This is a genomic window from Paraciimarium castrense LEGE 11436 (assembly GCF_056633055.1).
In genome coordinates this window covers 88,508-110,402 of the sequence record NZ_JBSJOW010000009.1, presented here as the reverse complement: position 1 = coordinate 110,402, position 21,895 = coordinate 88,508, and the positions used below count along the sequence as shown (strand labels likewise).

31 protein-coding genes are annotated in these 21,895 nt (G+C 68.6%); 19 read left to right on the top strand and 12 right to left on the bottom strand.

The window, feature by feature from the left end; all coding sequences use genetic code 11:
• The first annotated feature begins 225 nt into the window (after positions 1-225).
• The 6 genes from cysK to ACWJIO_RS13255 all read left to right on the top strand — a co-directional run bounded on the left by cysK (position 226) and on the right by ACWJIO_RS13255 (position 5,212).
• A complete protein-coding gene (cysK, locus tag ACWJIO_RS13280; RefSeq protein WP_480314158.1) occupies positions 226-1,203 on the top strand; it encodes a cysteine synthase A in 978 nt (325 codons plus the stop codon).
• Between the two features lie 129 nt (positions 1,204-1,332).
• On the top strand, positions 1,333-2,055 hold the full coding sequence (locus tag ACWJIO_RS13275; protein ID WP_480314156.1) for a response regulator: 723 nt from the start codon (positions 1,333-1,335) through the stop codon (positions 2,053-2,055).
• Positions 2,021-3,409 (top strand): ATP-binding protein, encoded by a 1,389-nt coding sequence (locus tag ACWJIO_RS13270; protein WP_480314154.1) that lies wholly within the window; start codon positions 2,021-2,023, stop codon positions 3,407-3,409. Before ACWJIO_RS13275 ends, ACWJIO_RS13270 begins: the two co-directional genes overlap by 35 nt.
• Before the next feature lie 3 nt (positions 3,410-3,412).
• A complete protein-coding gene (locus ACWJIO_RS13265; RefSeq protein WP_480314152.1) occupies positions 3,413-3,829 on the top strand; it encodes a hypothetical protein in 417 nt (138 codons plus the stop codon).
• Between the two features lie 110 nt (positions 3,830-3,939).
• Positions 3,940-4,101, top strand: a complete 162-nt coding sequence (locus ACWJIO_RS13260; RefSeq protein WP_480314150.1) for a hypothetical protein — start codon at positions 3,940-3,942, stop codon at positions 4,099-4,101.
• 58 nt (positions 4,102-4,159) lie between these two features.
• Positions 4,160-5,212, top strand: coding sequence for a metallophosphoesterase family protein (locus ACWJIO_RS13255; protein ID WP_480314148.1), 1,053 nt, complete (start codon positions 4,160-4,162; stop codon positions 5,210-5,212).
• Here ACWJIO_RS13255 and ACWJIO_RS13250 read toward each other — a convergent pair.
• On the bottom strand, positions 5,205-5,948 hold the full coding sequence (locus ACWJIO_RS13250; RefSeq protein WP_480314146.1) for a glutamine amidotransferase-related protein: 744 nt from the start codon (positions 5,946-5,948) through the stop codon (positions 5,205-5,207). The two genes, ACWJIO_RS13255 and ACWJIO_RS13250, sit on opposite strands and share 8 nt — an antisense overlap.
• 143 nt (positions 5,949-6,091) lie before the next feature.
• Between ACWJIO_RS13250 and ACWJIO_RS13245 the strand changes: the two genes are divergently transcribed.
• Genes ACWJIO_RS13245 through ACWJIO_RS13235 form a run of 3 tightly spaced genes read left to right on the top strand, consistent with a single transcriptional unit; the run spans position 6,092 to position 7,262 of the window.
• A complete protein-coding gene (locus ACWJIO_RS13245; protein WP_480314144.1) occupies positions 6,092-6,226 on the top strand; it encodes a hypothetical protein in 135 nt (44 codons plus the stop codon).
• Positions 6,223-6,759: a ferritin gene (locus ACWJIO_RS13240; protein WP_480314142.1), complete on the top strand. Its 537-nt coding sequence runs from the start codon at positions 6,223-6,225 to the stop codon at positions 6,757-6,759. The genes ACWJIO_RS13245 and ACWJIO_RS13240 overlap by 4 nt, the downstream gene beginning before the upstream one ends.
• Before the next feature lie 59 nt (positions 6,760-6,818).
• Positions 6,819-7,262 (top strand): hypothetical protein, encoded by a 444-nt coding sequence (locus tag ACWJIO_RS13235; protein WP_480314140.1) that lies wholly within the window; start codon positions 6,819-6,821, stop codon positions 7,260-7,262.
• Positions 7,263-7,293: 31 nt separating this feature from the next.
• Here the strand turns inward: ACWJIO_RS13235 and gorA are convergent, their stop codons facing one another.
• Both gorA and ACWJIO_RS13225 read right to left on the bottom strand, forming a co-directional pair.
• Complete coding sequence (gene gorA / locus ACWJIO_RS13230) at positions 7,294-8,658, bottom strand: glutathione-disulfide reductase (protein WP_480314138.1); 1,365 nt, start codon at positions 8,656-8,658, stop codon at positions 7,294-7,296.
• Between the two features lie 155 nt (positions 8,659-8,813).
• Complete coding sequence (locus ACWJIO_RS13225) at positions 8,814-10,277, bottom strand: ammonium transporter (RefSeq protein ID WP_480314136.1); 1,464 nt, start codon at positions 10,275-10,277, stop codon at positions 8,814-8,816.
• A gap of 497 nt (positions 10,278-10,774) precedes the next feature.
• Between ACWJIO_RS13225 and ACWJIO_RS13220 the strand changes: the two genes are divergently transcribed.
• The 4 genes from ACWJIO_RS13220 (at position 10,775) to ACWJIO_RS13205 (ending at position 13,574) form a co-directional block, all read left to right on the top strand.
• Positions 10,775-10,960: a DUF4278 domain-containing protein gene (locus ACWJIO_RS13220; protein WP_480314134.1), complete on the top strand. Its 186-nt coding sequence runs from the start codon at positions 10,775-10,777 to the stop codon at positions 10,958-10,960.
• A 295-nt stretch (positions 10,961-11,255) separates the two neighbouring features.
• A complete protein-coding gene (locus tag ACWJIO_RS13215) occupies positions 11,256-11,600 on the top strand; it encodes a P-II family nitrogen regulator (RefSeq protein ID WP_480314132.1) in 345 nt (114 codons plus the stop codon).
• A 19-nt stretch (positions 11,601-11,619) separates the two neighbouring features.
• Positions 11,620-12,882: a glutathione S-transferase family protein gene (locus ACWJIO_RS13210; RefSeq protein ID WP_480314130.1), complete on the top strand. Its 1,263-nt coding sequence runs from the start codon at positions 11,620-11,622 to the stop codon at positions 12,880-12,882.
• Positions 12,883-12,902: 20 nt separating this feature from the next.
• Positions 12,903-13,574 (top strand): DUF2808 domain-containing protein, encoded by a 672-nt coding sequence (locus tag ACWJIO_RS13205; protein ID WP_480314128.1) that lies wholly within the window; start codon positions 12,903-12,905, stop codon positions 13,572-13,574.
• Between the two features lie 18 nt (positions 13,575-13,592).
• Here the strand turns inward: ACWJIO_RS13205 and ACWJIO_RS13200 are convergent, their stop codons facing one another.
• From ACWJIO_RS13200 to ACWJIO_RS13185, 4 genes are all read right to left on the bottom strand, one after another.
• Complete coding sequence (locus ACWJIO_RS13200; RefSeq protein WP_480314126.1) at positions 13,593-13,826, bottom strand: hypothetical protein; 234 nt, start codon at positions 13,824-13,826, stop codon at positions 13,593-13,595.
• 110 nt (positions 13,827-13,936) lie between these two features.
• Positions 13,937-14,329: a Hepatitis C virus core protein gene (locus ACWJIO_RS13195; protein ID WP_480314124.1), complete on the bottom strand. Its 393-nt coding sequence runs from the start codon at positions 14,327-14,329 to the stop codon at positions 13,937-13,939.
• 81 nt (positions 14,330-14,410) lie between these two features.
• Positions 14,411-15,172 carry a pirin family protein gene (locus ACWJIO_RS13190; protein ID WP_480314122.1) on the bottom strand — a complete coding sequence of 254 codons (762 nt, stop codon included), beginning with the start codon at positions 15,170-15,172 and terminating at the stop codon, positions 14,411-14,413.
• On the bottom strand, positions 15,169-15,681 hold the full coding sequence (locus ACWJIO_RS13185; protein ID WP_480314120.1) for an NADPH-dependent FMN reductase: 513 nt from the start codon (positions 15,679-15,681) through the stop codon (positions 15,169-15,171). The genes ACWJIO_RS13190 and ACWJIO_RS13185 overlap by 4 nt, the downstream gene beginning before the upstream one ends.
• Positions 15,682-15,947: 266 nt before the next feature.
• Between ACWJIO_RS13185 and ACWJIO_RS13180 the strand changes: the two genes are divergently transcribed.
• Complete coding sequence (locus ACWJIO_RS13180; RefSeq protein ID WP_480314118.1) at positions 15,948-16,535, top strand: hypothetical protein; 588 nt, start codon at positions 15,948-15,950, stop codon at positions 16,533-16,535.
• A gap of 57 nt (positions 16,536-16,592) precedes the next feature.
• On the top strand, positions 16,593-17,138 hold the full coding sequence (locus ACWJIO_RS13175; protein ID WP_480314116.1) for a LexA family protein: 546 nt from the start codon (positions 16,593-16,595) through the stop codon (positions 17,136-17,138).
• 200 nt (positions 17,139-17,338) lie between these two features.
• Here ACWJIO_RS13175 and ACWJIO_RS13170 read toward each other — a convergent pair whose 3' ends face one another.
• On the bottom strand, positions 17,339-17,485 hold the full coding sequence (locus ACWJIO_RS13170) for a chlorophyll a/b-binding protein (protein ID WP_186699245.1): 147 nt from the start codon (positions 17,483-17,485) through the stop codon (positions 17,339-17,341).
• Positions 17,486-17,642: 157 nt separating this feature from the next.
• Between ACWJIO_RS13170 and ACWJIO_RS13165 the strand changes: the two genes are divergently transcribed.
• The 3 genes from ACWJIO_RS13165 (at position 17,643) to ACWJIO_RS13155 (ending at position 18,777) form a co-directional block, all read left to right on the top strand.
• A complete protein-coding gene (locus ACWJIO_RS13165) occupies positions 17,643-17,882 on the top strand; it encodes a hypothetical protein (RefSeq protein ID WP_480314113.1) in 240 nt (79 codons plus the stop codon).
• A complete protein-coding gene (locus ACWJIO_RS13160; protein WP_480314111.1) occupies positions 17,875-18,474 on the top strand; it encodes a lipase family alpha/beta hydrolase in 600 nt (199 codons plus the stop codon). The genes ACWJIO_RS13165 and ACWJIO_RS13160 overlap by 8 nt, the downstream gene beginning before the upstream one ends.
• Before the next feature lie 114 nt (positions 18,475-18,588).
• A complete protein-coding gene (locus ACWJIO_RS13155; protein WP_480314109.1) occupies positions 18,589-18,777 on the top strand; it encodes a hypothetical protein in 189 nt (62 codons plus the stop codon).
• Between the two features lie 6 nt (positions 18,778-18,783).
• On the opposite strand, the gene sepF is transcribed toward ACWJIO_RS13155, so the two are convergent.
• The 3 genes from sepF to ACWJIO_RS13140 form a co-directional block, all read right to left on the bottom strand.
• Positions 18,784-19,059 carry a cell division protein SepF gene (gene sepF, locus ACWJIO_RS13150; RefSeq protein WP_480314106.1) on the bottom strand — a complete coding sequence of 92 codons (276 nt, stop codon included), beginning with the start codon at positions 19,057-19,059 and terminating at the stop codon, positions 18,784-18,786.
• 252 nt (positions 19,060-19,311) lie between these two features.
• Positions 19,312-19,695, bottom strand: a complete 384-nt coding sequence (locus tag ACWJIO_RS13145; RefSeq protein ID WP_480314104.1) for a hypothetical protein — start codon at positions 19,693-19,695, stop codon at positions 19,312-19,314.
• A gap of 54 nt (positions 19,696-19,749) precedes the next feature.
• Positions 19,750-20,961, bottom strand: a complete 1,212-nt coding sequence (locus ACWJIO_RS13140; protein ID WP_480314101.1) for an NAD(P)-binding protein — start codon at positions 20,959-20,961, stop codon at positions 19,750-19,752.
• Positions 20,962-21,055: 94 nt separating this feature from the next.
• Here ACWJIO_RS13140 and ACWJIO_RS13135 point away from each other — a divergent pair, with 94 nt between their 5' ends.
• Positions 21,056-21,454 (top strand): hypothetical protein, encoded by a 399-nt coding sequence (locus tag ACWJIO_RS13135; protein ID WP_480314099.1) that lies wholly within the window; start codon positions 21,056-21,058, stop codon positions 21,452-21,454.
• Between the two features lie 31 nt (positions 21,455-21,485).
• Here ACWJIO_RS13135 and ACWJIO_RS13130 read toward each other — a convergent pair whose 3' ends face one another.
• Positions 21,486-21,887 (bottom strand): fasciclin domain-containing protein, encoded by a 402-nt coding sequence (locus ACWJIO_RS13130; protein ID WP_480314097.1) that lies wholly within the window; start codon positions 21,885-21,887, stop codon positions 21,486-21,488.
• Positions 21,888-21,895 lie beyond the last annotated feature (8 nt).

Here is a 21,895-nt window from a genome sequence, read left to right as displayed (position 1 = left end):
AGGCCAGGGCCATCGGCAGGGCGATCACCGCCGCGGTGACCCCCCCGAACAGATCCCCCTTGATGGTGTCGCGGCTGAAGTGGTTCAGCAGGCCCAGGATGGGGCGCCCCGGTGGCGTCGTCGCGGTGGCCATGGCAAGGACCGGCTCAACGGCGAGCGCGAATGAGCCCTGAACCCTAGGGAGGGCGAGGTCTCTAGGCTGAGGCAGAGGAACGGCGTTCAGCGATGGCGATCTACGCCGACAACAGCTTCACGATCGGCAAAACCCCTCTGGTGCGGCTCAACCGGATCACCGAGGGCTGCGGCGCCACCGTGCTCGCCAAGATCGAGGGGCGCAATCCGGCCTACTCGGTGAAGTGCCGGATCGGCGCCGCCATGATCTGGCAGGCCGAACGGGACGGGCTGCTGGGCCCCGGCAAGGAGCTGATCGAGCCCACCAGCGGCAACACCGGCATCGCCCTGGCCTTCGTCGCGGCCTCACGTGGCATCCCGCTCACGCTCACCATGCCGGAGACGATGAGCCTGGAGCGCCGCAAGCTGCTCACGGCCTACGGCGCCCGGCTGCTGCTCACCGAGGGGCGCCAGGGGATGTCCGGTGCCATCAACATGGCCCGCGAACTGGCCGAGTCGGAGCCCGACCGCTATGTGCTGCTGCAGCAGTTCGCCAATCCCGCCAACCCCCGCATCCACCACGACACCACCGGCCCGGAGATCTGGGAGGACAGCGAGGGGCAGATCGATGTGCTGGTGGCCGGGGTCGGAACCGGGGGCACGATCACGGGCGTGAGCCGCTACATCAAGACCACGCTGGGCCAGCCGCTCGAATCGGTGGCGGTGGAGCCGCTCACCAGCCCGGTGATCAGCCAGACCAGGGCAGGGGATGAGATCAGTCCGGGGCCCCACAAGATCCAGGGGATCGGCGCGGGCTTCGTGCCAGGCAACCTCGACCTCAGCCTGGTGGACCGGGTGGAGACCGTGTCTGACGCCGAGGCGGTGGCCATGGCCCGGCGGCTGATGCGGGAGGAAGGCATCCTAGCGGGCATCTCCTGCGGCGCCGCCACCTGCGCGGCACTGCGCCTGGCCGCCGATCCCGCCTATGCCGGCAAGACGATCGTGGTGGTGCTTCCCGACTCCGGCGAGCGCTACCTCAGCTCGATGCTGTTCGAGGGGGTGTTCAACGAACGGGGTCTGGCCCTGGTGTGAGGCTGACTCCTGCTTGGGGACAGAGGCCCCTGCTGGGGACAGAGTCGCCGCAGGGACAGTGCCTCGACCGACCGGGCCTGGATCGGTTCAGGATGAACGCCTCCTGAGCCACTTTGGCTGCCCGGCGCCATGGCCCGTTCCCACCGCATCTGGGTTGTCGACGATGACGCCGAACTGCGCCAGATGCTGCAGCGCTACCTCGGTGAGCAGGGCTACGAAGTGCGCTGCCTCGCCAATGGTCAGCAGCTCACGGCCCGGCTGGAGGGCCAACGGCCCGACCTGCTGGTGCTCGATCTGATGCTCCCCGGAGACGACGGCCTGCTGGTGCTGCGGCGGCTGCGCGATGGCGGCGATGACCTGCCGGTGCTGATGCTCACCGCCCGGGGTGATGCCGTGGACCGCATCATCGGGCTGGAGCAGGGTGCCGACGACTACCTGGCCAAACCCTTCCTGCCCCGCGAGCTCACGGCCCGCATCGAAGCGGTGCTGCGCCGGCGTCAGCAGGGCCCGCCGGGCACGCCACGGCCGGACGCCAACCCGATCGGCTTCGGGCCCTGGCAGCTGGATCCCGGCACGCGGCGGCTGGAGCGTGACGGCGAACCGGTGACGATCACCAGCGGCGAATTCAGCCTGCTGCTGGCCCTGGCCCAGCATCCCCACAGGCCCCTGTCGCGGGAGCGCCTGATCGAGCTCTCACGCGGACCCACCAGTGAGACCGACGCCCGCAGCATGGATGTGCAGGTGTCGCGGCTGCGGCGGCTGGTGGAGGCGGACCCCTCCCAACCCCGCCACATCCAGACGGTGTGGGGCTATGGCTATGTCTTCGTTCCCGATGGCCAGCCGCGTGCCTAGCCGCCGGGTACCTCGATCCCGCCGTTGGCTCAGGGTGCTGGCCTACGGGGCCGGCGGCCTGGGGCTGTGGCTGCTCAGCCTGCTGCTGGTGCAGACCCTGCTGAGCCGCAGGTTGGCGCGCAGCCAGATGGTGCAGCTGGGCACGGAGGTGGCCTTCAGCCTGCGCCTGGGTGAGCTGGCCCTGGAGAGCTACCCGATGGACTCGGTGGCGGAACTCAGCGGCCTGGAGCTGGCGGAGGACCATCCGCCGGCGGGGGCCAGGGGTGGGGCGGAGGCCGAAGCTCTCCACGCCGAACTCTGCAGCCAGCTGGGCTTCTGCCGCGAGGTGGTCGCCGCCGGGGGCAGTCTCTGGGTGGAGGTGGTCTCCCCCTTCGAGTCCATCTGGCTGGCGGTGTCCATCCCCGAGCCCCGGCGGTGGCCCCCGGACCCCCTCTCCCTTCTCCTCTCGCTGGGGGCCGCGGGCCTGGCTCTCTCCACCCTGGTGCTGAGCCTGGAGGTTCAGCGCCCGCTGCGGCAGCTGGAGAACTCCCTGCAGCAGCTGGGCACAAGCCAGGACCCGGAGCCACTGCCGGAGCGCGGCACCAAGGCCGTGCGCCAGATCACCCGCCGCTTCAACGGACTGCTCGAGCGCCTGCGGCTGGACCGGCAGGAACGGGCCACGATGCTGGCCGGCATCGGCCATGACCTCAACAGCCCGATCACCCGGCTGCGGCTGCGGCTGCACCTGGCCGAAGGCCAACCGATGTCAGCCGGCGAGAGTGGCAAGGCCCAGGGCGACCTCGATGCCCTCGAACGGATCACGAGCCAGTTCATCGCCTTCGCCCGAGGAGACGCCGAAGAACAGCCGGTGCCGGTGGATCTGGCGGCCCTGCTGGCCGAGGTCGCCGGCCAGAGCGGCCTGAACCCCCTGGGCCTGGACCTGGAGCCGCTGCAGGCCTCTGTGCGGCCCATCGCCCTCTCCAGAGCGGTGGGGAACCTGCTCAGCAACGCCGCCCACCACGGCCGCCCTCCCTATCGGCTGAACCTGCAGCCCTGGGGTGAGGGGGGGTTCTCAATCACCGTCAGCGACGCCGGTGAGGGCATCCCCGAGGCGCTCTGGGACCAGGCGCTGCAGCCCTTTCGACGGCTCGACGAGGCCAGGGGAGGCGATGGCCACTGTGGCCTCGGCCTGGCCATCGCCCAGCGCGTCGCCCTGGAGCATGGCGGCGAGCTCTTCCACGGCCACCCCAGCCAGGGGGGATTCAGCCTGGGGCTGCGGGGCCGATCCCTGTCAGATCTGGTCACATCTGGGCGCTCCCCAGACCGATCTCATTCAGACCGACAGGACAGGATGAATGGCGTTGAGCGTCCCTGACCCATGACCTTCCCCACCCTGTCCCGCCGCCTCGTGCGCACCGGCCTGGCCACTGCTGCCGGCCTCAGCCTCGCTCTGGGCAGCCTGGGCCCCGCCCTGGCCCAGAACTCCGCCCCCCCGGAGCGGCTTACCCCCGCCCAGAAGGAAAAGATCTTCCCTGAGCGCAAGGCGCTTTCCGTGAAGCAGCAGAAGGAGCGCTCCCAGATCCAGCAGAAGAGCCAGCGCTGCGTGGCGGCCGCGTCCAACCAGCAACAGCTGCGCAACTGCCGTAAAGACGAGCGCAAGGCCAATCAGGAGCTCCGGGCCCAGTACCGCGAAGAGATGCGCAAGATCTATGAGCGCAATGGCATCGAGGCCCCCGTGGGAGGTCCCGGCAAGGGGCGCAAGGGCGGCAAAGGCAAAGCCACCACGGGCGCCTGATCGCCGTCCCGGCGATCCGTCACACCCCCACACATCTCGTCATGGCCCTGGAGGTGGTGGGGGCAGGGGGGGCTGCCTAGGTTGAAGCCAGCCCAACTGGGAGGCCCACCATGCGCACCCACGACCTCGAGAACCACGACAATCTCTACGCCGACGAGATTGCCGCCGTGGCCGGCGAAACCGCCGCCGATGCCAGGTCCCACGCCCTCTGGGCCGTGGGCCTGATCACGGCGATGGTGGTGGTGCTGGGGGCCTCCCTCGCCGTGCTCTGATCGGGCCAGGCCCGCACCCTGTCTGTCGAGACCACCTGCCAGCCGCCGTCTCAAGCCGATGCACTGCTCCCGGCGCCATCTGTTGCAGCTGGCCGCCGGGGGTGCGGGGCTGTGGCTGGCCGGCCCCCTGCTGGGCAGCTCGGGCAGTGCCGCCAGCCTCAGGCCAGGAGCTGGGACTGACGCCAATGCCCTGCGCATCGCCCTGATCAGCGACCTCAACAGCAGCTACGGCTCCACCAGCTACGTGCCCCAGGTGCAGCGGGGGGTGGCCCTGCTGGGCCGCCTGCGCCCTGATCTGGTGCTGTGCGCCGGCGACATGGTGGCCGGCCAGAAGCGGGGGCTCTCGGCCACCCAGCTGCAGGCGATGTGGCGCAGCTTCGGGCTGAACGTGCTCGATCCCCTGCTGGCCAATGGTTTCGCCTTCGCTGCGGCGATGGGCAACCACGACGCCTCCAGCAGCCAGCAGCACGGGCGTTACGTGTTCGGCCTCGATCGACAGGAAGCCCGGCGCTTCTGGCTCGCCCAGCGCTCCCGCCTCGGGATCACCCTGCTGGAGGCCTCCGCGTTCCCCTTCCACTACACCCTCCTGCACCACGGGGTGTTTGTGCTGGTGCTGGACGCCTCCTCCGCCGGCCTGGGGGCGGAGCAGCTGCGCTGGGCGGAACGTCAGCTCGCCAGCCCCCAGGCCCGCCAGGCCCGGCTGCGGCTGGCGATCGGCCACCTGCCCCTCTATGCGGTGGGCCAGGGACGGGACCGCAGCGGCGAGGTGCTGCATCAGCCCGCCGTGCTGCAGGCGCTGCTGGAGCGCCAGGGGGTCGCCTTCTACATCAGTGGCCATCACCACACCTGGTTCCCCGGCCGGGTGGGAGGTCTCAACCTGCTCAACCTCGGCGCCATGGGCAGCGGCCCGCGCCAGCTGCTCCAGAGCAGCGCGCCGCCGCAGCAGAGCCTCACGCTGCTGGAGCTGTCGAGCGGAGCGGGCGGGCTGCGCGAAACCACCTACAGCCTCAACAGCCTGGAGCCACTGGCCGCCGGCTCCCTGCCGCAGGCGATCCAGCCCAGCCAGGGCCCGCGGCTGCAGCGGCGCCCGCTGCAGATGGCCCTCAGCTGAGCGGGGCCTCCAGCAGATCCAGCAGGTTGTCGATCAGGCGGCGTCCCTGCCGCTCGGCCCTGGCACCCCAGCGGCACGTGTCGGCACGGATCCGCTCCACTCCCCCGGGGCCCAGGGCGCCGGTCACGTAGGCCGCGTCCTCCTCCAGCCAGCGCTGCAGATCCCGCTCAAGCACCTCGCCGTGACACTGCAGGCCATAGGCCCGCGCCCCGAGGCGGAAGATCTGTTCCGGGCAGAGCAGGGTGGATCCCAGCAGCTCGGCAGCGGCGGGCAGGCGCACCCGATCGCCATGCCAGTGCAGCATCAGCTCACTGGTCTCCAGCCCCCGCAGCAGGGGGTCCTGGCCGGGGTCCCCCAGAAAGCTCACCGCACCCCAGCCCACCTCCCGCACCGGCACCGGTGGAACCCCGCAGGTGAGAGGCTCCACGCTGCCTCCTGCCGCATGGGCCAGCAGCTGGGCGCCCAGGCAGATGCCGATCACGGGCTGCTGGCGTGCCAGCACCCGCTCCAGCAGCGCCACCTCCTCGGCGAGCCAGGCAAGGGCAGGATCGGTGCGTTGCTCCACCCCCATCGGACCGCCCAGCACCAGCAGGATCTCGTCGTCCAGGGGATCGCGCAGGGGCTGGGCCAGGTCTGGACGCAGCAGCTCCAGTGGCCAGCCCCGAGCAGCCGCTGCGGCGGCAAACTGGCCCGGGCCTTCGCGCTCCAGGTGCTGGATCACGAGCAGTCGGGCCATGGCCACATCCCAGTGGCCCCCATCCTCGCCGGCCCAGCGGCGACGCCACATCGGCCTGTGCCATCGGTTGCCCGCAGGGGTCACCTGACGACTCGACCGGGGCATCGGCGAGCGGCAGTCTGAACTCAACCGCACGTCGAACCATGCTCCGCATCCGTGGCAACCAGCTCAGCCTGCTGGCCGCCCTCACGGCCCACTGGGCCCACCAACAGCTGGCCATCCCCAGGATTCATAGGCTGGGATCCGACGCCACCCGTGGCCCCGCTCCCCTGAGATGAACCAGCTCACCACCGCCATCAACCGCCATCTGGAATCGGAGTTCCAGGCCAGCCACAGCTACCTGTCGATGTCGATCTGGCTGCGGGAAAAGGATCTGGCGGGATTCTCCAAGTACATGCTCGAGAAGAGCAACGAGGAGCGAGCCCACGCGGCCCGGATGATCGCCTACCTGGTGGACTGTGATGAGGAGGTGATCCTGCCCACGATCCAGGCTCCCCAGCGCGACTGGCAATCGGTGCAGCAGCTCTTCGACCGGGTCTCCGAGATGGAGAAGGAGGTGACAGCCTCCATCAACCGGCTGTACGGCCTGGCCGAGGAGAACAGCGAGCGCAGTGCCTCGGCGATGCTCGACTGGTTCGTGGAGGAGCAGATCAAGGAGGAGGCCGAGGCCCGCTTCGTGCGCAAGCGCCTGCGGCTGGCCGGTGACAATTCAGCCGCTCTGCTGCTGCTGGATCAGCAGTTCCTGGAGGGCACCGCCCTGGCCCACGTGAAGGCCACGATGGTGGGCTACGGCGCCGCTGGCGGCGCCTGAGGGCCTGTGGCGATGGCAGCTCCGCCCGGCAACAATGGCCAGCAGCACCGCCTGGCCCCATGAGTGAACTGCGCGCCATCATGCAGCGCCTTGGACAGCGCCTCGACAACCGGGGGGCTGCACCCTCAACCGGCTCACCAGAGCGGCAACAGGCCGATCTGTTTGTGCGCGAGCTGGAGCAGTGCAGCGAGGCGATGCTCCACTACGAATGGAACTGGCTGGAGCAGCACCGGCAGGATCTAGCGCTGTGCCGCTCCAATGAGGCCATGCTGAAGGCGGCAGGCGGCCAGCAGCACCTCAACAGCCTGATCGCCCAGGCGGAGCACTACGACGCTCAGCTGCGGCAGGCCTTTGCCCAGCGCGCTCTGGTGCCCTGTCGCCAGCCCCACAACGTTGCCCCCACTGAGCACGCCTGGGAGCTGAGCAACCCGGGCCTGAGGGCGCAGTGGGGCATTGAGCCGAAGGCCAGCGCTGGTGACCCCGGAGTCGACCCGGCCAGCTAGTGGGGCCGGCTGGCGCTGACTGGGCCCGTCCCTAGTTGGGCATCGTGACGAACTCCTCCGCCACCGTGGGATGGAGAGCCATGGTGCGGTCGAAATCCGCCTTGGTGGCCCCCATGCCGATCGCCACGGCGGCCATCTGAATGATCTCGGCCGCGTGGTCACCCACCATGTGGCAGCCCAGCACGCGGTCACTGGCCTTCTCCACGATCAGCTTCAGCAGCACACTGGGCCCCCGCGCCGGCAGAGCCTGGCTCATGGCCCGGAAGCGGGCCCGATGCACCTGGATCGCCGCGGCGCCATGGCGCTCACAGGCCTGCTCCTCGGTGAGACCCACCCCTGAGAGCTCCGGCTGGGAAAATACGGCGCTGGCCACCAGATCGTGGTTCACCTGCCGCGGCCGCTGCCCGTAGACCGTGTCGGCAAAGGCCCGACCCTCATCCACCGCCACCGGCGTGAGATTGATGCGGTCGGTCACATCGCCCACCGCGTAGATGTGAGGCACGTTGGTGCGCTGGTCAGCATCCACCGGGATCGCATCGCCCTCCACGGCAACCCCGGCGGCCTCGAGGTTGAGGTTGTCCAGAAACGGCTTGCGTCCTGTGGCCAGCAGAACCCCACCGCAGGCAATCTCTTCCCCGGACTGAGTGGTGAGGCTGAGCGCGGCGGACGAGGAGGCCTGCGTGAGCGACTTCGGAGTGTGGGCGAAGCGCAGATCGATGCCCTGCTCCTGCATGGCCTCCCTCACGGCCTCGCTGGCCTCGCGGTCAAAGCCCCGCAGCAGGTGATCGCCCCGCACCAGCTGGGTCACCCGCACGCCGAGGCCGTTGAGGATGCAGGCGAATTCGCAGGCGATGAAACCGCCACCCACCACGGCCACCGCCTCAGGCAGCCTCTCCTGCAGAAACATGTCATCACTCACCCAGGCCAGCTCGGCGCCTGGGAAGGGGGGGCGATAGGGCCGGCCGCCAACGGCCACCAGGATGTGATCCGCCTGCAGCTGCCGCTCGGAACCATCGGCGCCCTGCACCGCCACGGCATCGGCAGACACAAAGCGCCCCCAGCCCCGCACCAGGGCCACGCCGGCCTTCTCCAGGAAGCCGATGTGCAGGCTGTTGAGCCGATCCACCTCGGCCCGAACCGCCGCCAGCAGCCGCGCCGGATCGCTGCGCCAGGGGGCCAGCTCCCAGCCGTAGCTGGCGGCATCGGCGAGCAGGTGGCTGTAGGCCGAGCCATAGACAAGCAGCTTCTTGGGGACGCAGCCACGGATCACGCAGGTGCCGCCCACCCGGTCGCCCTCCACGATCGCCACCCTGGCGCCATAACTGGCCGCCCGCTTGGCGGCAGCCAAGCCTCCGGAGCCGGCACCGAGAACGATCAGATCGAAGCGGTCACCCATGGAGACAGACGCAGAGGACGGCGGGGAAGAAGCCCAGCTTGCTTGGTCGGGGTCCGGTGCGGCGGGCTCCCCGGGGACCCCCACAGCAAAAAACCCACGGCGGAGCCGCGGGCTGATGGGGGTGAAGGCCGGGGCAACAGCCCAGGCCTGCAGCGTTACTTGGCGCTGGCAGCGAAGTCGGGATAGGACTCCATGCCGTGCTCGCTGATGTCGAGGCCTTCGATCTCCTCCTTCTCGGAGACGCGAATGCCTCCGAAGATGGCGCCAATGATCGACCAGGTGATCAGCGAAGCCACGATGGCAAAGATCGCGAAGGCGAGAACGCCCACGATCTGGACACCGAGCTGGGCAGGACCGTTGCCCGTGAGCAGGCCCTTGTCCATGTTGAACAGGCCTACAGCCAGGGTTCCCCAGATGCCGCAGGTGCCGTGCACCGAGAAGGCGCCCACCGGATCGTCGATCTTGAGTCCGTCGATGAAGGCCACCGAGAGCACCACAAGGGCGCCGCCGATGAAGCCCACAACCCAGGCCGCAGGCATCGAGAAGCCGTCGCAACCGGCCGTCACAGCCACCAGTCCGGCCAGAATGCCGTTGATGGTCATGGTGAGGTCGGGCTTGCCTCCGGTGAACTGGCTCACCAGGGTGGCGGCGATGCCGCCACCGGCAGCCCCCAGGGTGGTGGTGACCGCCACATAGGGAACGGTTTCGTTCATTGCCAGCACGGAGCCGGGGTTGAAGCCGTACCAGCCCACCCAGAGGATCAGGCAGCCAAGGGTGGCAATCGAGAGGTTGTGGCCAGGCATGGCCTGGGGCTTGCCCTCAGCAAACTTGCCGATCCTGGGGCCAAGCAGAATCGCGCCGATCAGGCCAGCCCAGGCACCGAAGGAGTGCACCACGGTGGAGCCAGCGAAATCGATGAAGCCAAGGGAGGCGAGCCAGCCACCGCCCACACCGGCATCGTCAGGGAAGTTCCACTGCCAGGAGCCGGAGATCGGGTAGAGGATGCCGCAGAGAACGAGGGAGAACACCACGAACTCGCCAAACTTGATGCGTTCGGCGACAAGGCCTGAAACGATCGTGGCTGCGGTACCCACAAAGGCAGCCTGAAACAGGAAGTCGATGCTGGGCACGAGGGCCGCATCGGTGACCATCTCAGGAGTGACGGTGGGGTCAAAGAACAGCCCCCCGAACTTGAGCCAACCGGGGATGACCCAGTCGGCGTTGTACATGATCTTGTAGCCGATGAACCAGTAGGCAGTCACCGCAAGGGCGAACACGATCAGGTTCTTGGCCAGGATGTTGACGGCGTTCTTCTGGCGGCACAGCCCGGCTTCCACCATGGCGAAGCCGGCGTTCATGAAGATCACCAGGATCGCACTGGCCAACAGGAACATGTTGTTGGCCAGGAAGGCGGCCGTGAGTTCCGGGAGCTCTGCGGCATGGGCCGAGAGATTGAACACTCCCAGGCCAAACAGAGCGACAGGAATGCAGGCCAACCAGATGAGGCCGCGCTGGGAAGAAAGACCTCGGATCCTGCTCATCAACAGGGCTGGTCCTTCCAACAGACTCGCCTCCTGTAGGCGTTTCGTGCGCCTGGGAGGGTGCGAAGCAATGGTCATGGGCAGATCAGAAAGACGGCTGCTCGATGGAAATTGGATGCCAGTAGACATCCACTGCGACTGACAATGCGCTCTGACGCTGCAGGCCGATGTTGTTTTCGCTACAAAATCAGCCCAGGGGGGCTCGGTTGCCGGAGCCGAGACATCAGCAGCAGTGATCTCCGGCCGTCCGCCGCGACCCAGCTCCGGCCCTGGCCAGCCCCTGAACCCAAGGGAATTGCAACGATTTAGCACGATCCTCCCGATCTGTTCGCAGTGGACAGAAATCTCGGCTTTGATGGGGGCTCAGGACAAAACGTTGGGCCTGTGCACTCGCCCCGGACTCCCTGGAGCCCGGTCAGCCGTGTCTGCTGGAAGTAGCCCGATCCCCAAGGCGACCTCGGTCGCCAAGAGGCCGGACGAAGCAACGCTCCTCCACGTCAAGGGGGCCGTCAACGACGCCCGAGCGCCCCGAGTCGCCCCACTTGGCTCTTCTTCTTCCAACTGAGGACGCCACCATGACCAACTCCCCACTGCGTTACCGCGGCGTGGCCTACGACGCCAGTCAGCACGAGCACGCCTCCAGCGAGGCCGTGGAGCACACCTACCGGGGTCTGCACTATGTGGCCCCCCTGCGCCATGAGCCTGCGCCGCTGGACCCCTCCACCGATCTGCAATACCGGGGTGCCCACTACCACCACTGAGCCTGGAAAGGGGTTACAGCGCTTCTGACCTCTCAGAGCCTGTGTCTCGGCGCCTCGGCTGGTCGCTCAGCGCCTCCACCTCCCGTGGGGGCGCTCACTGTGTAGGCAGCTCCGAGAGGGTGAAGATGACAGCAGGTCTTCTGCCAGGCCCGTGCGGCGTCAGGCTGGCCGTGCGCCTCCAGTGAAGATGGCGCGGGCTTGGTGACGTTCGAAGCACACCCCTGCGGAAAGCCACCATTGCTACAGAAGCGGAGGCTTTCAGCCTCTAGAAGAGGCTGGGTCAACCTGGTATCACGTGAAACAGATTCAAGCCATTGTGCGCCCCGAAAAACTGGACGCGGTCAAGGACGCCCTCGTGGCCATCGGCATCAACGGCATCACCGTGGCAGCCGTTCAGGGCTTCGGCCGCCAGATGGGTCACACCGAGGTCTACCGCGGTGTGAAGGTGGAGGCCAAACTGCTCACCAAGATGCACATCACGACGGTGGTGACCGACCAGGTGGTTGACACCGTGGTGGAAGCCATCAAAACCGCCGCTCGTACTGGTGAGATCGGAGACGGCAAGATCATCATCACCCCGGTTGACAACACCATCCGGATCCGCACCGGGGAATCCGGGGACGATACCCTGACTCCCTGAGTTCGTGATCAGGACGGCCATGCAGGCTCCGGGCCACCAGACCACGGGCCCGCTGTCATGGCTGGAACTCGCCCCCTGGGCACAACCCCAGGGGGATCTTGTTCAGGGCAAGACCAATTCCCAGGCTCTCCTGCGGCTGTTCGGTCAGCCAGACTCAGCCGTGCGGGTCACCCTGTACCGCGATCATCACGCCTGGTGTCCCTACTGCCAGAAGGTGTGGCTCTGGCTTGAGGAGCGACGGATTCCCTACCGAATCCGCAAGGTCACCATGTTCTGCTACGGCGAGAAGGAGCGCTGGTACCGCCAACAGGTTCCCTCCGGCATGCTGCCGGCCCTCGAACTTGATGGTCAGCGGATCACCGAGAGCGATCGGATTCTCGAAGCCCTGGAGCAGGCCTTCGGGCCCTTGCTGGCGGGCATGAGCCATCCCCAGGTGTTGCCGCTGCGAGAGCTGGAGCGAAGTCTGTTCCGTCGGTGGTGCCAGTGGCTCTGCCAGCCCCAGCGCGGAGCTGCCGCCGAGCAGGAGAACCGCCGCCTGTTCCAGCGCACGGCAGCCAGGCTGGAGCAGGCCCTTGAGCTGGAGGCCGGGCCCTTTTTGCTGGGGGACCTGAGCACCGCCGACCTCGTGTTTGTGCCCTACCTGGAGCGGATGAACGCCTCCCTGGCCTATTACAAGGGATTTCTGCTGCGCCAGGAGCATCCGGCGGTCGACCGCTGGTTTGCCGCTCTGGAGCAGCGCTCCACCTACCTCGGCACCCAGAGCGACTTCCACACCCATGCCCACGACCTCCCGCCCCAGATGGGAGGCTGCCACGCCAACGGCACGGCCGCCCAACAGGCCCTGGCCACCCGCATTGACCGGGGCCCCTGGCCACTGAACACCGCCTCAGGCGCTGATCCGGAAACCTCCGCCCCAGAGCCGGACGATGCCGCTGCCGTGGCCCTGGGCCGCATGCTGCGCCACCACGGCACCCTCCAGCAGCGGCCCTACCTGGCAGGACCCGCCATGGACCTGGCCCTGCGCTGCGCCCTCAGCCATCTGGCGCTCGGCAGTCCCAAGGCGCCGCCAGCCGGCACCGCCGCTGGCCTGCGCACGCTGCGGGATCGCATCAGCGTGCCCCGCGACATGCCCCTGCACGCGGCCAGGCGCCTGCGGACCAGCCTGGAAACCACCGCCGCTCTCGACCCCGCAGACCCCTGGGCTCAGCCCGAGCCCCTCCCCGTCCACCACAGGCGCGATCAGGATCCTCTGCCTTTCCTCAGCCCAACCCCTAGCGTCTAGAGCGAGCCGACGTCCCGCCCATGACCTCTCCTAGACGCAACGGTCTTGAGCAGATCGGTCTTGAGAAGATCGGTCTTGAGCAGATCGGTCTTCCGCCCAGCATCCCTGGGCTTGCCAGCCTTCGCCAGTGCCCTTCGACGTCCTCCCCGGCGCGGCGCCTGGGGGGCGCGGCCTTGGGCCTGGCCTTTCTGGCCCTGCTGGCTCCGGCCCCGCTACAGGCTCTGGAACTGCGTGGCAGCACCTTTTTCACTCGCCCGCCCTGGAAAGTGGATCTGGTCAGCTACTACACCACCGTGTCCCAGCCTGCAGCGGAGTACTACTTCAGCGTGGAACTGGCTGCCGACGCCGGCGCCTCCCTGGGCGGCCTGACCATCCGTCAGACGCGGGGCATCGACACCAACTTCCCGTTCAGCCCGGAACGCACCCGGGCCTTTGTCGGACGACCGCGCCGGGAGGGTGCGCCGATTGCGGTGGAAGCCAGCTTTGATCCCGCGCAACGGCAGGTGGGGGTGATCTTTCCAGAGCCGGTGGCACCGGGGCAGACCATCACGGTGATGCTCAAGCCCTGGGCCAATCCGTCGATCAGCGACACCTACATGTTCCAGGTGCAGGCGATCCCGGCCGGCCCCCAACCCACACCGGCATCCCTGGGCTTCGGCACCCTGAGGATCTACCAACCGGACTGGCGCTGAATCCTGAGGGTCCGCAACTCAGGCGTTGCCGCCCGGGTAGCGCAATGTGCGCCAGTCGCCACTGGCCGTGCTCACCTCAACGCCGATCTCCACCGGTCCCTGGCTGGCACCGACCTGGTCCTGCCACCATCCCATCGCCTCGGCCCAGGCGGCGTCAAGCGAGTCATAGAGGTCGTCCAGCACCGGGTGGGGGGAACCCTGCTGGTCGACGAGGCGGTAGTAGCGCAAAGGCTGGGCATGAACTGAAGCCATCTCCCACAACGCGAAAACCAATCCTGATCATGGCCCTTGTGACAGCCAGAAACTGTCACCTTCACAACATCTTCGGGTCAGTCCGGTGGCTCCAGCCTGGACAGCCGCCCTCAGGTGAGGTAGCGGCGGATGCTGGGACGGCACCAATAGACCAGGGCCGCCGTGTTGGCCGCCCAGAGCACCGCCGCCACCAGGGCGGTCAGGCCACGGCCTTCGCTGAACAGGGCCAACCGCACGATCCCATAGGGGAGACCCACCGCCAGGCTCATGGCCAGGGCCACGATCACCACGATCTGGCCCCAGGCCCTCCATTTCAGCAGCGCGATCGCCCCCACCAGGCCCACCACGGCGGTGGGCAGCACGGCGCTGGCCCCCACCACAATGTGGACCGTGCGCCAGGTGGGTTCGCGCAGGATCACCCACAGCACCAGGGGCAGCACCAGGAGATTCGCCACCACACCCAGCCAGCTGAGGGTGAGGTAGCCACGCGGGGGCTGAAGCATGGCAAGCCGGGCGGGGAGCACGGGAGGGCGCCGGTCCCCCATGGTCGGATACGGCGGGCGTACGGCCATCAGCGCTGCCCCTCAGCCCAGCTCAAAGAGCAGCAGGTCGGCACCGCTGGGGCCGGCGCCGAAGGCCCGCAGACTCTCCGCCCCGAAGCCCAGGCCATCGCCGCGCTGCAGCGGCTGGCTCCGTTGATGCCCGCCGGTGGCGCCAGGCGACTCCGCCGCAGCCTGCACCTCGCCGGCGCCATCGATCAGCTGCAACCAGCCGAGCCCGCCGGGGGCCAGGGGCAGATCCAGCACGTCGCCGGCCCCGGGCCTGGCCCGCCACAGCCGGATCGGCCGCCGCACCGAGAGGGCACCGGCGGCAGCGGCGGGATCCACCAGGGGGGTCCAGGCGGCACCGAGCTCGAACGGCTTCTGGCCGTAGACCGGCGGCAGACCGCCCTGGCTGGGCTCGATCCAGATCTGCAGCAGCCGGCAGGGGCGATCGCCCCGGTTCATCTCGCTGTGCACCACGCCCGTGCCGGCGCCCATCACCTGCACTTCCCCCGCCTCAATCACCGCAGAATGACCCATCGAATCGTGGTGGCTGAGCTGGCCCTCCACCATCACCGTGATGATCTCCATGTCGCGGTGCGGGTGCATGCCGAAGCCCCGACCTGCGGCAATGGTGTCGTCATTGATCACCCGCAGTGGTCCGAAGCCCATCCAGGCTGGATCGTAGTGATCGGCAAACGAAAACGAGTGCCAGCTCTCCAGCCAGTCAAAGCGGCTGTGGAACCGCTGCGCCGCCGGACGCAACAGCGGTGCGGGGGCCGCGGCGGCAACGCTGGTGGTCATGGGTGGGGTGCCTGCATGGAGCACAGCCGGTCCACCAGATCGGCGATGCTGCTGTCCTTGGCGGGATTGGCCCCATTGCTCACCAGCTGGCGGCCCACCACATGGGCCCCCAGGTGGGCCAGCTGCAGCCGCAGAGCCGCCAGCACGGTGTGGCCGCCCCCGCCCGAGTGGGTGGCGATGGCAATCGGCCGCTGGTTGAACAGAGCCCGGAAGTCGCTGCCCTGCACCGAAAGCCAGGCGATGGCACTGGTGAGCACCGGCGGGATCGAGCCGTTGTATTCGGGCGCGCAGATCACCCAGCGCGGGGCCGCTGCCAGGGTGGTCTCGAGGGTGGGCAGGACGGCTGGCATCCCCTCGGCCTGGGCCCTGGGGGAGTACAGCGGCAGCTCCAGGGCGGTGAGATCGAGCACCTCGGCCGTGAGCCTGTGCGCCGTGGCTGCCGCCACGAAGCGGTCGGCCAGGCGCAGGTTCTCGCCGTTGCTGGCGGCGAGCACAAGCAGATCGTTCATGGTGGCGGCGTCTTGGGCGGGGGCAGCCTCGGCGGGATCCCGGCCCTGGTCATGCACCAGCTTGGCGCGCCGGCCCACCCATCTTGAACGGAACCACTGCGAAGGCCTGACAGGGTCGCCCCGATCCCTTGGCTTTCAGCCGGCCCTGGATACCGTGATGGCGGTCGTTCATCCATCCGGCGGTCCCGGTCCTCGTCCTCCAGGCCCATGCCTCCCTCCAGCCCGGACCAGCGGCCATTGATCGGCGCCCCCTCAGGATCGTCCTGATGCACTCCCGGCTGATCACTGGGCTGGTGCTGATGGGGCTGGCCGCCACACCCTCGAGCCGCGCCCTGCAACAGCCGGAGCTGCCGGTGGCCGTGTGTGTGGTGGCGCCGCGCGTGGAGCCGGTCGAGATGGCCGACGCCCTCGGCGTTGTGCCGGTGTCCCGCCCCCGGCTGGTGCTGGTGGAGCCTCTGCTGGAGCTGCGCATCGAACGGCCCCGGGCCGACACCTGGCGCCTGGTGGGCAGCCCCGAGCAGCCCATCCGCACCCCCCTGGACTGGCCCACCACGCCGATCCTCCCTGGCGAACCGGTGCTGTTGCAGCTGCGCCCCCAGGACGCCTCCGCTGAGGCCTTTGCCCATGTGCACCTGGTGGGTGCCTCGGCCAGCCGCATGGCCGAGAGCCAGCGGCTGATCGGCCAGCTCAGCGCAGAGGGGCAACCGGCCGACTGGCTGGGAGCCATTGACAGCGCCCTGCGGGAGGGCGATGTCCCCCTCGCCTGGGCGCTGCTGTTCGCGCCCCAGCTCCCTGACGATGACCAGCTCAGAGCCCTGCAGCAGGAGGTGATCCGCCGCGGCTGCGGCGACTGACGCCGGTGGGCCCAGAAGTGCAGTACAAATGTACTGAGCAGGCTGGACCGGAACTGGATGGGCCGCTTTGACAACACCTCCCAGCGAGCCGATCTGCGCTGGCTGGGCGCCATCAGCGGCGAAGCCTCAGCAGAGGCATTGCCGCTCGCCCTGGAGAGCGTGGCGGCCGGGTTTCCCAGTCCCGCCGACGATTATGTGGAGGCGTCGATCGACCTGAACGCGGCCCTGGTGCCGCGGCCCACCTCCACGTTCCTGATGCGGGTGGAGGGCGACGCCATGCAGGCAGCCGGCATCCAGCACGGCGACCTGCTGGTGATTGACCGGAGTGTGGCCGCGCGGCCGGGCTGCACGGTGGTGGCCATTCACGAGGGGCGCTTCGTGCTGCGACAGCTGCGGGGCGAGCGGCCGCCATGGCAGCTGGTGGCCAGCGATCCCGCCATCCCCGCCATCCGCGTGGACGACCCCGGCGGAGAGCTGCTGATCTGGGGCGTGGTGATCCATGCCGTGCACCATCTGCTGCCCCGGCGCCAGGTGGTCACCAGAAGCCCTGGGAGCGAAGCCACAGCCCCAGCAGGGCCATCGGCACAAACACCGCCGCCATGATCTGCAGCTTCACGACCCGCGGAGAGGGCGTCTGGGAGGGAGGCATGGAACGCAGACCGGGTCCCTGACAGTGTCAGAGACCCGGTGAAGGAGAACAGCCCGCAGGCTGGAGAACAGTGTCTTCTGGGATCAGAAGCGGGGTTGGGGCGCAGCGGCGATCAGCACGGGGCTGAAGCAGCTGTGCCCGGCAGCAGGCGAACTCAGCCGAGACCCACCTGGGCCAGGATGCCTTGGCCGGTGAGGATCTCGGTGGCCAGGCCGATGACGAAGCCCATCATGGCCAGACGGCCATTCCAGGTTTCAGCGAAAGCGACGAAGCCGAAGCGGGAGGCGGTGTTGTCAGCCATGGGAGGCGAGTGACGAAACGTTGCGAAGAGTGTAACAGAACATGAAGGGGCGTGGGTCGGGCAGGGCGCAAGTCACCAGCTGCTGACGCAGGCACCCCTGGCCCCAGCGCCAGCCTTTCCTAGGGTGCGGCCAGCACGCCAGTGGCAGAGGCCAGCCGTGGAGATCGACCGCCCGGGGGCAAGCCCCCTCAGCACCGAGGAAGAGGCGCTGTTGGAGCAGTTCCGCCAGAAGCTCCACGCCAAGACCCTGCAGGGAGGGCTGAACCCTGAGGACGTGCGGCGGATCGTCGCCGGGATCAAGGAACACCCCGCCGCCAGCCAGGCGGTGCTGGCAGCGATCTTCGAGGAACAGGCCAAGCTGCCGCCTGGCCAGAGGATGCTGCGCCTGGATGGTTGAGGCACCACCACCCCTGGTGCTGGTGCATGGGCTCTGGGACACCCCGGGGGTGTTCAACCCGCTGATTCGCCATCTGGACGGCCGGCGCCAGCCGATCCTGGTGCCTCATCTGCCCCATGGCGTCGGCCAGGTGCCCCTGGAGCGGTTGGCGGTGCAGCTGGCCTCCTACTTGGCCACCCACGTGGGGACGGACCAGCCGATCGACCTGCTGGGCTTCTCCATGGGCGGGGTGATCGCCCGCATCTGGCTGCAGTGGCTGGGGGGCCATCGGCGCACCCGCCGGTTCATCAGCCTGGGCAGTCCCCAGCAGGGCACCCTCAATGCCCTGGCCTGCCCGCCCTGGCTGCTGCCCGGCATCGCCGACATGGGCCGGGGCAGCTCCCTGCTGAGGCGGCTCAACCAGGACACCACGGCCCTGCAGCAGCTGGAGTGCGTGAGCCTCTACACGCCCTTCGACCTGATCGTGACGCCCGGATGGCAGGCGGCGCTGCCCTGGGGCCGCCGCGAGGGGCTGCTGGTGTGGACCCACGACCAGCTGCTGCGTTCCCCGATCGCCCTGGAGCGGCTGGGCAAGGAGCTGCTGAGGCCGTGAGCGGCGAGGGGCTGGGCTCAGCAATCCTGGAGAAATCCGGAGGCTGGACCAGAGCGCGGAGCGTGCCCCCAGAATGACCCGATGGTCGTGCCCAATCCAGAAGGTCGGTATCGCGTGCGCCCCAAAGTTGAGCGCGAGCAGAGTGTGCCCCAGCAGGTGATCGCACCCAGATTCTGGGACCGGGATGAGGCCGAGACCTTCGCCCAGAGCCTCGCCCAGCAACAGCACCGCAGTGTGGTGGTGGAGAAGCTGGCACCCAGCGGCTGCTGGCTGCAACTCAGCACGGTGACCTCAATCCACTGAGCTGGCTCAGGGCTCGGCGGGCCTGTCGCGTTGCAGGGCGATCACCTCAGGGGCAAACACGAAGGTGAGGGCATCGAGGCACTCCGCCTGTCCATCGATGGCGCACACACCGCCGGCCACGAAATCGATCAGGCGCTGGGCCTCGGCGCGGTCCATGGCACCGGCATGCACCACGGCGGTCTTGAGCTCCCGCACCGCCTCAACGATCGCCTGGGCATCCTCGAAACCGATGGGGTGGAACACCACCACCTCCGGCAGCCAGTCGCCAAAGGGACTCTGCATAGCCGTGCCGTAGGGCAGCAGGCTACTCGGGGGAGCGGGGTCTGACCACCAGAGTCGCCATCGCAACAGCCGTCTTGGCGCCGCCTATCACAGATGGAGACCCAGCAAAAGGGGCTCCGTGGAGCCCCATCTCGGAAAACGCCCCCAACGGGTTGGGGACATCGTCCACCTCGACTCCTTGACGCTACCGGGCGGCAGCGGCGGCTGACGAAGCGGAGACGGAATCCCCCAGCCCTCGACAGCCAGCCGCCGTCATGGCGCAGACAGGATCGAGCAGGCGTAGCTGGTCTGCTCGGCACGCTGCAGCAACAGGGTGGGCCGGCTGGGATCCTCCAGGCTCCACCACCAGCGCCCATCGCCGAAACTGGGCGCTCCGGCGTTGTTGGTGCGGGGCAATTGCAGGTGCAGGTCGCGCCAGTCGATCACCACGAAGGCCCCAGGCAGGGTGCCCGCCAGGGTGTTGGGGATGCCCGGGGCATCGACCGCGCCGCTCTCAACCCTGGCCAGCAGCAGATCGCCATCGCAGCAGTAGCGGTTGGGCTGGTTGGCGGCGTCGAGAGCCCAGGCCGCCGAGCAGGGGCCCAGCAGGGGCATCCCCAGGGCCAGCAACAGCCCTAGAACCAGCAGCGGCGACATGAGCCATCGCGGCACCGGAGAAGGCAGGGGGGACGGCATCGGGCGCTGCCAGCGCTAGGCCAGTCCAGCTTGCAGCAGAGAAGCGGCCAGCTGCTCGGCGCTGTGCAGGGCACCCTCGATACGGCCAAAGCCCTCGCCGTCGAGATAGTCGCCGCAGAAGCCGACGCGGCTGAGTGGACACAGCCGCAGGGAGGCCGGAAGGCCCGGCGCCACGGGGAAGGCTGCCGCCCACCGCATCAGCTGGGGAGAGGCACTCTCCAGGGTGAGACCATCGATCCAGGGGGCCAGGCACCCCATCACGGCCCTGGCCAGGGCCTGGATCACGTCCTCCTCGCGACCGGCATCGACCGGAAGGGCCAGCAGCCTGGCTACCGCGGAGCGCGATCCATAGACATCCAGGTGGTCGGCCGCAAAGGCATCGCTGGAATGGGCCACCACCGCGCAGCGCCCATCCGGCAAGGGCTGAATGCTGATGCGGCGCAGGCCCCAGCACTGCTGAGCAGCCGGATCAAAGTTCACCAGGGAGAACGGCAGGGAGGTCCAGGGCAGGGCCTCCTCAGGGGGGAACAGCAACAACAGGTTGCTGCGGGCCTCGGCGCGGATGCCCGCAATGGTGGTGAGGGCGTGGTCGAGCTGCAGATCCCCCAGCGATTCGGCAGCCCGCGCCAGGGGCACCTCCGGCCACTCGAACAGCAGGCAGCTGCGGGGATGGGCGAGCAGGGTGCTGCTCAGCACCAGCCAATCGGCCTCGCCGCGGAGCTCGCCCTGGCGATCCCAGAGCCGCCAGAGGCCGTTGGCGGAGTGCTCCAGGAAACGGATCAAGGTGTCGTAATGGGCCTCGGCGGCTGGCTGGGCAGCGGAGGCCCCCAGCTGCAGCAGGCCGCGGCAAAGGCCGTCCATGCCGTCTGCGCCCCGATAGAGGCGGCCCACGCCGAGGCCATCGGGGCGGCCGATGTGCAGCCGCGACTCCCCCTCCAGCAGAGCCATCAGCCCGCCCCAGGGCGCGAGCCAGCCACCCTCCAGCAGGGGCTCCAGCAACTGGGGGGGCCGCTCGCTGCGGATGTTCAGCAGGGGGGCCCCATGGTCGATGGCCAAGGCGGCGTCCCCCCGGGAGCGGCGGGTGCTGGCCCGCCCGCCCGGGCCCCGTCCGGTCTCCCAGAGGCTGATGCGGCCGTCAAACCCGCCCCGACGCAACTGGGCGGCGGTAGCGCAGCCCGCAACTCCAGCCCCGACAACAGCAACGGATCCTGAGCCGGATCGGGGCATGGAGGGGTCACCAACCGGTAGTGGCTCAGGATGACAGTGCTGCCAACGACCTGCAGCGGGTGTCGCAGTAGCGTCGTGGCCGACGTATGCGTCCATGGCGCGATTTCTGCTGGTGCTCAAGCCCGAAGGTCAACCGGAGTCGGTGGCCATGCTCGAGGCTCTCGAACCGGTGCTCAGGGGACTGAACGCCGAGGTGGATCACCGCACCTCCGCCCATCTGGGGGCGATGGTCAAGCAGGGCGGCGAAACCCAGCGCATGCAGCTTTTTGCCGACGTGCAGTCCAAGGCCGATGGCAAGGTGCTGGAACTGGTGCTGCTCAGCCGCGAGGCGATGGGCCTGCGCGCACCCCAGACCCATCAGATTTTTCTGCGGCTGGTGGATCTGGTCGGCCACCATCTCGGGGGGATGGCGCTGCAGTTCCGCTCCGACAGGGATGGCCCCTTACCGTTGAGCCGCCAACCCGCCGATGCGGCGGGAGCCGCTGGCAGCTGAGCCGGGCCGGAGGGCAGCGGCTCCCGGGCGGTCAGCCGGGCAGGATGACCCGGTCAATCACGTGAACCACGCCGTTGTCGCAGAGGACATCGGCAGCCACCACGGTGGCGTTCTTGACCTCAAAGGGCTCGGCCCGCCGGATCGCCACGGGCGCGCCCTCCAGGCTCTCCCACTCCGGCTGCTGCACCAGTTGCTCGCGGCGATGGTCGCCTGAGAGCACATGGAACTTGAGGATGCGGGCCAGCTGGGGTGGGTTGTCCACCAGGGTCTGAACCGTGCCGGGAGGCAGGGCCGCGAAGGCATCATCCACAGGGGCGAACACGGTGAAGGGGCCCGGCCCCTCTAGGGCGCCCCTGAGACCGGCGGCATCAACGGCGGCAAGCAGGGTCTGAAAGCTGCCGGCGGAGGCAGCTGTTTCAAGGATGGTGGCCATGGGACGAA

Bases quoted from the DNA above. Each gene is read 5' to 3' on its own strand.
- cysK (WP_480314158.1), top strand. From the start codon at position 226: ATGGCGATCTACGCCGACAACAGCTTCACGATCGGCAAAACCCCTCTG.
- ACWJIO_RS13275 (WP_480314156.1), top strand. From the start codon at position 1,333: ATGGCCCGTTCCCACCGCATCTGGGTTGTCGACGATGACGCCGAACTG.
- ACWJIO_RS13270 (WP_480314154.1), top strand. From the start codon at position 2,021: ATGTCTTCGTTCCCGATGGCCAGCCGCGTGCCTAGCCGCCGGGTACCT.
- ACWJIO_RS13265 (WP_480314152.1), top strand. From the start codon at position 3,413: ATGACCTTCCCCACCCTGTCCCGCCGCCTCGTGCGCACCGGCCTGGCC.
- ACWJIO_RS13260 (WP_480314150.1), top strand. From the start codon at position 3,940: ATGCGCACCCACGACCTCGAGAACCACGACAATCTCTACGCCGACGAG.
- ACWJIO_RS13255 (WP_480314148.1), top strand. From the start codon at position 4,160: ATGCACTGCTCCCGGCGCCATCTGTTGCAGCTGGCCGCCGGGGGTGCG.
- ACWJIO_RS13250 (WP_480314146.1), bottom strand. From the start codon at position 5,948: ATGGCCCGACTGCTCGTGATCCAGCACCTGGAGCGCGAAGGCCCGGGC.
- ACWJIO_RS13245 (WP_480314144.1), top strand. From the start codon at position 6,092: ATGCTCCGCATCCGTGGCAACCAGCTCAGCCTGCTGGCCGCCCTCACG.
- ACWJIO_RS13240 (WP_480314142.1), top strand. From the start codon at position 6,223: ATGAACCAGCTCACCACCGCCATCAACCGCCATCTGGAATCGGAGTTC.
- ACWJIO_RS13235 (WP_480314140.1), top strand. From the start codon at position 6,819: ATGAGTGAACTGCGCGCCATCATGCAGCGCCTTGGACAGCGCCTCGAC.
- gorA (WP_480314138.1), bottom strand. From the start codon at position 8,658: ATGGGTGACCGCTTCGATCTGATCGTTCTCGGTGCCGGCTCCGGAGGC.
- ACWJIO_RS13225 (WP_480314136.1), bottom strand. From the start codon at position 10,277: ATGACCATTGCTTCGCACCCTCCCAGGCGCACGAAACGCCTACAGGAG.
- ACWJIO_RS13220 (WP_480314134.1), top strand. From the start codon at position 10,775: ATGACCAACTCCCCACTGCGTTACCGCGGCGTGGCCTACGACGCCAGT.
- ACWJIO_RS13210 (WP_480314130.1), top strand. From the start codon at position 11,620: ATGCAGGCTCCGGGCCACCAGACCACGGGCCCGCTGTCATGGCTGGAA.
- ACWJIO_RS13205 (WP_480314128.1), top strand. From the start codon at position 12,903: ATGACCTCTCCTAGACGCAACGGTCTTGAGCAGATCGGTCTTGAGAAG.
- ACWJIO_RS13200 (WP_480314126.1), bottom strand. From the start codon at position 13,826: ATGGCTTCAGTTCATGCCCAGCCTTTGCGCTACTACCGCCTCGTCGAC.
- ACWJIO_RS13195 (WP_480314124.1), bottom strand. From the start codon at position 14,329: ATGCTTCAGCCCCCGCGTGGCTACCTCACCCTCAGCTGGCTGGGTGTG.
- ACWJIO_RS13190 (WP_480314122.1), bottom strand. From the start codon at position 15,172: ATGACCACCAGCGTTGCCGCCGCGGCCCCCGCACCGCTGTTGCGTCCG.
- ACWJIO_RS13185 (WP_480314120.1), bottom strand. From the start codon at position 15,681: ATGAACGATCTGCTTGTGCTCGCCGCCAGCAACGGCGAGAACCTGCGC.
- ACWJIO_RS13180 (WP_480314118.1), top strand. From the start codon at position 15,948: ATGCACTCCCGGCTGATCACTGGGCTGGTGCTGATGGGGCTGGCCGCC.
- ACWJIO_RS13175 (WP_480314116.1), top strand. From the start codon at position 16,593: ATGGGCCGCTTTGACAACACCTCCCAGCGAGCCGATCTGCGCTGGCTG.
- ACWJIO_RS13170 (WP_186699245.1), bottom strand. From the start codon at position 17,485: ATGGCTGACAACACCGCCTCCCGCTTCGGCTTCGTCGCTTTCGCTGAA.
- ACWJIO_RS13160 (WP_480314111.1), top strand. From the start codon at position 17,875: ATGGTTGAGGCACCACCACCCCTGGTGCTGGTGCATGGGCTCTGGGAC.
- sepF (WP_480314106.1), bottom strand. From the start codon at position 19,059: ATGCAGAGTCCCTTTGGCGACTGGCTGCCGGAGGTGGTGGTGTTCCAC.
- ACWJIO_RS13145 (WP_480314104.1), bottom strand. From the start codon at position 19,695: ATGTCGCCGCTGCTGGTTCTAGGGCTGTTGCTGGCCCTGGGGATGCCC.
- ACWJIO_RS13140 (WP_480314101.1), bottom strand. From the start codon at position 20,961: ATGCCCCGATCCGGCTCAGGATCCGTTGCTGTTGTCGGGGCTGGAGTT.
- ACWJIO_RS13135 (WP_480314099.1), top strand. From the start codon at position 21,056: ATGGCGCGATTTCTGCTGGTGCTCAAGCCCGAAGGTCAACCGGAGTCG.
- ACWJIO_RS13130 (WP_480314097.1), bottom strand. From the start codon at position 21,887: ATGGCCACCATCCTTGAAACAGCTGCCTCCGCCGGCAGCTTTCAGACC.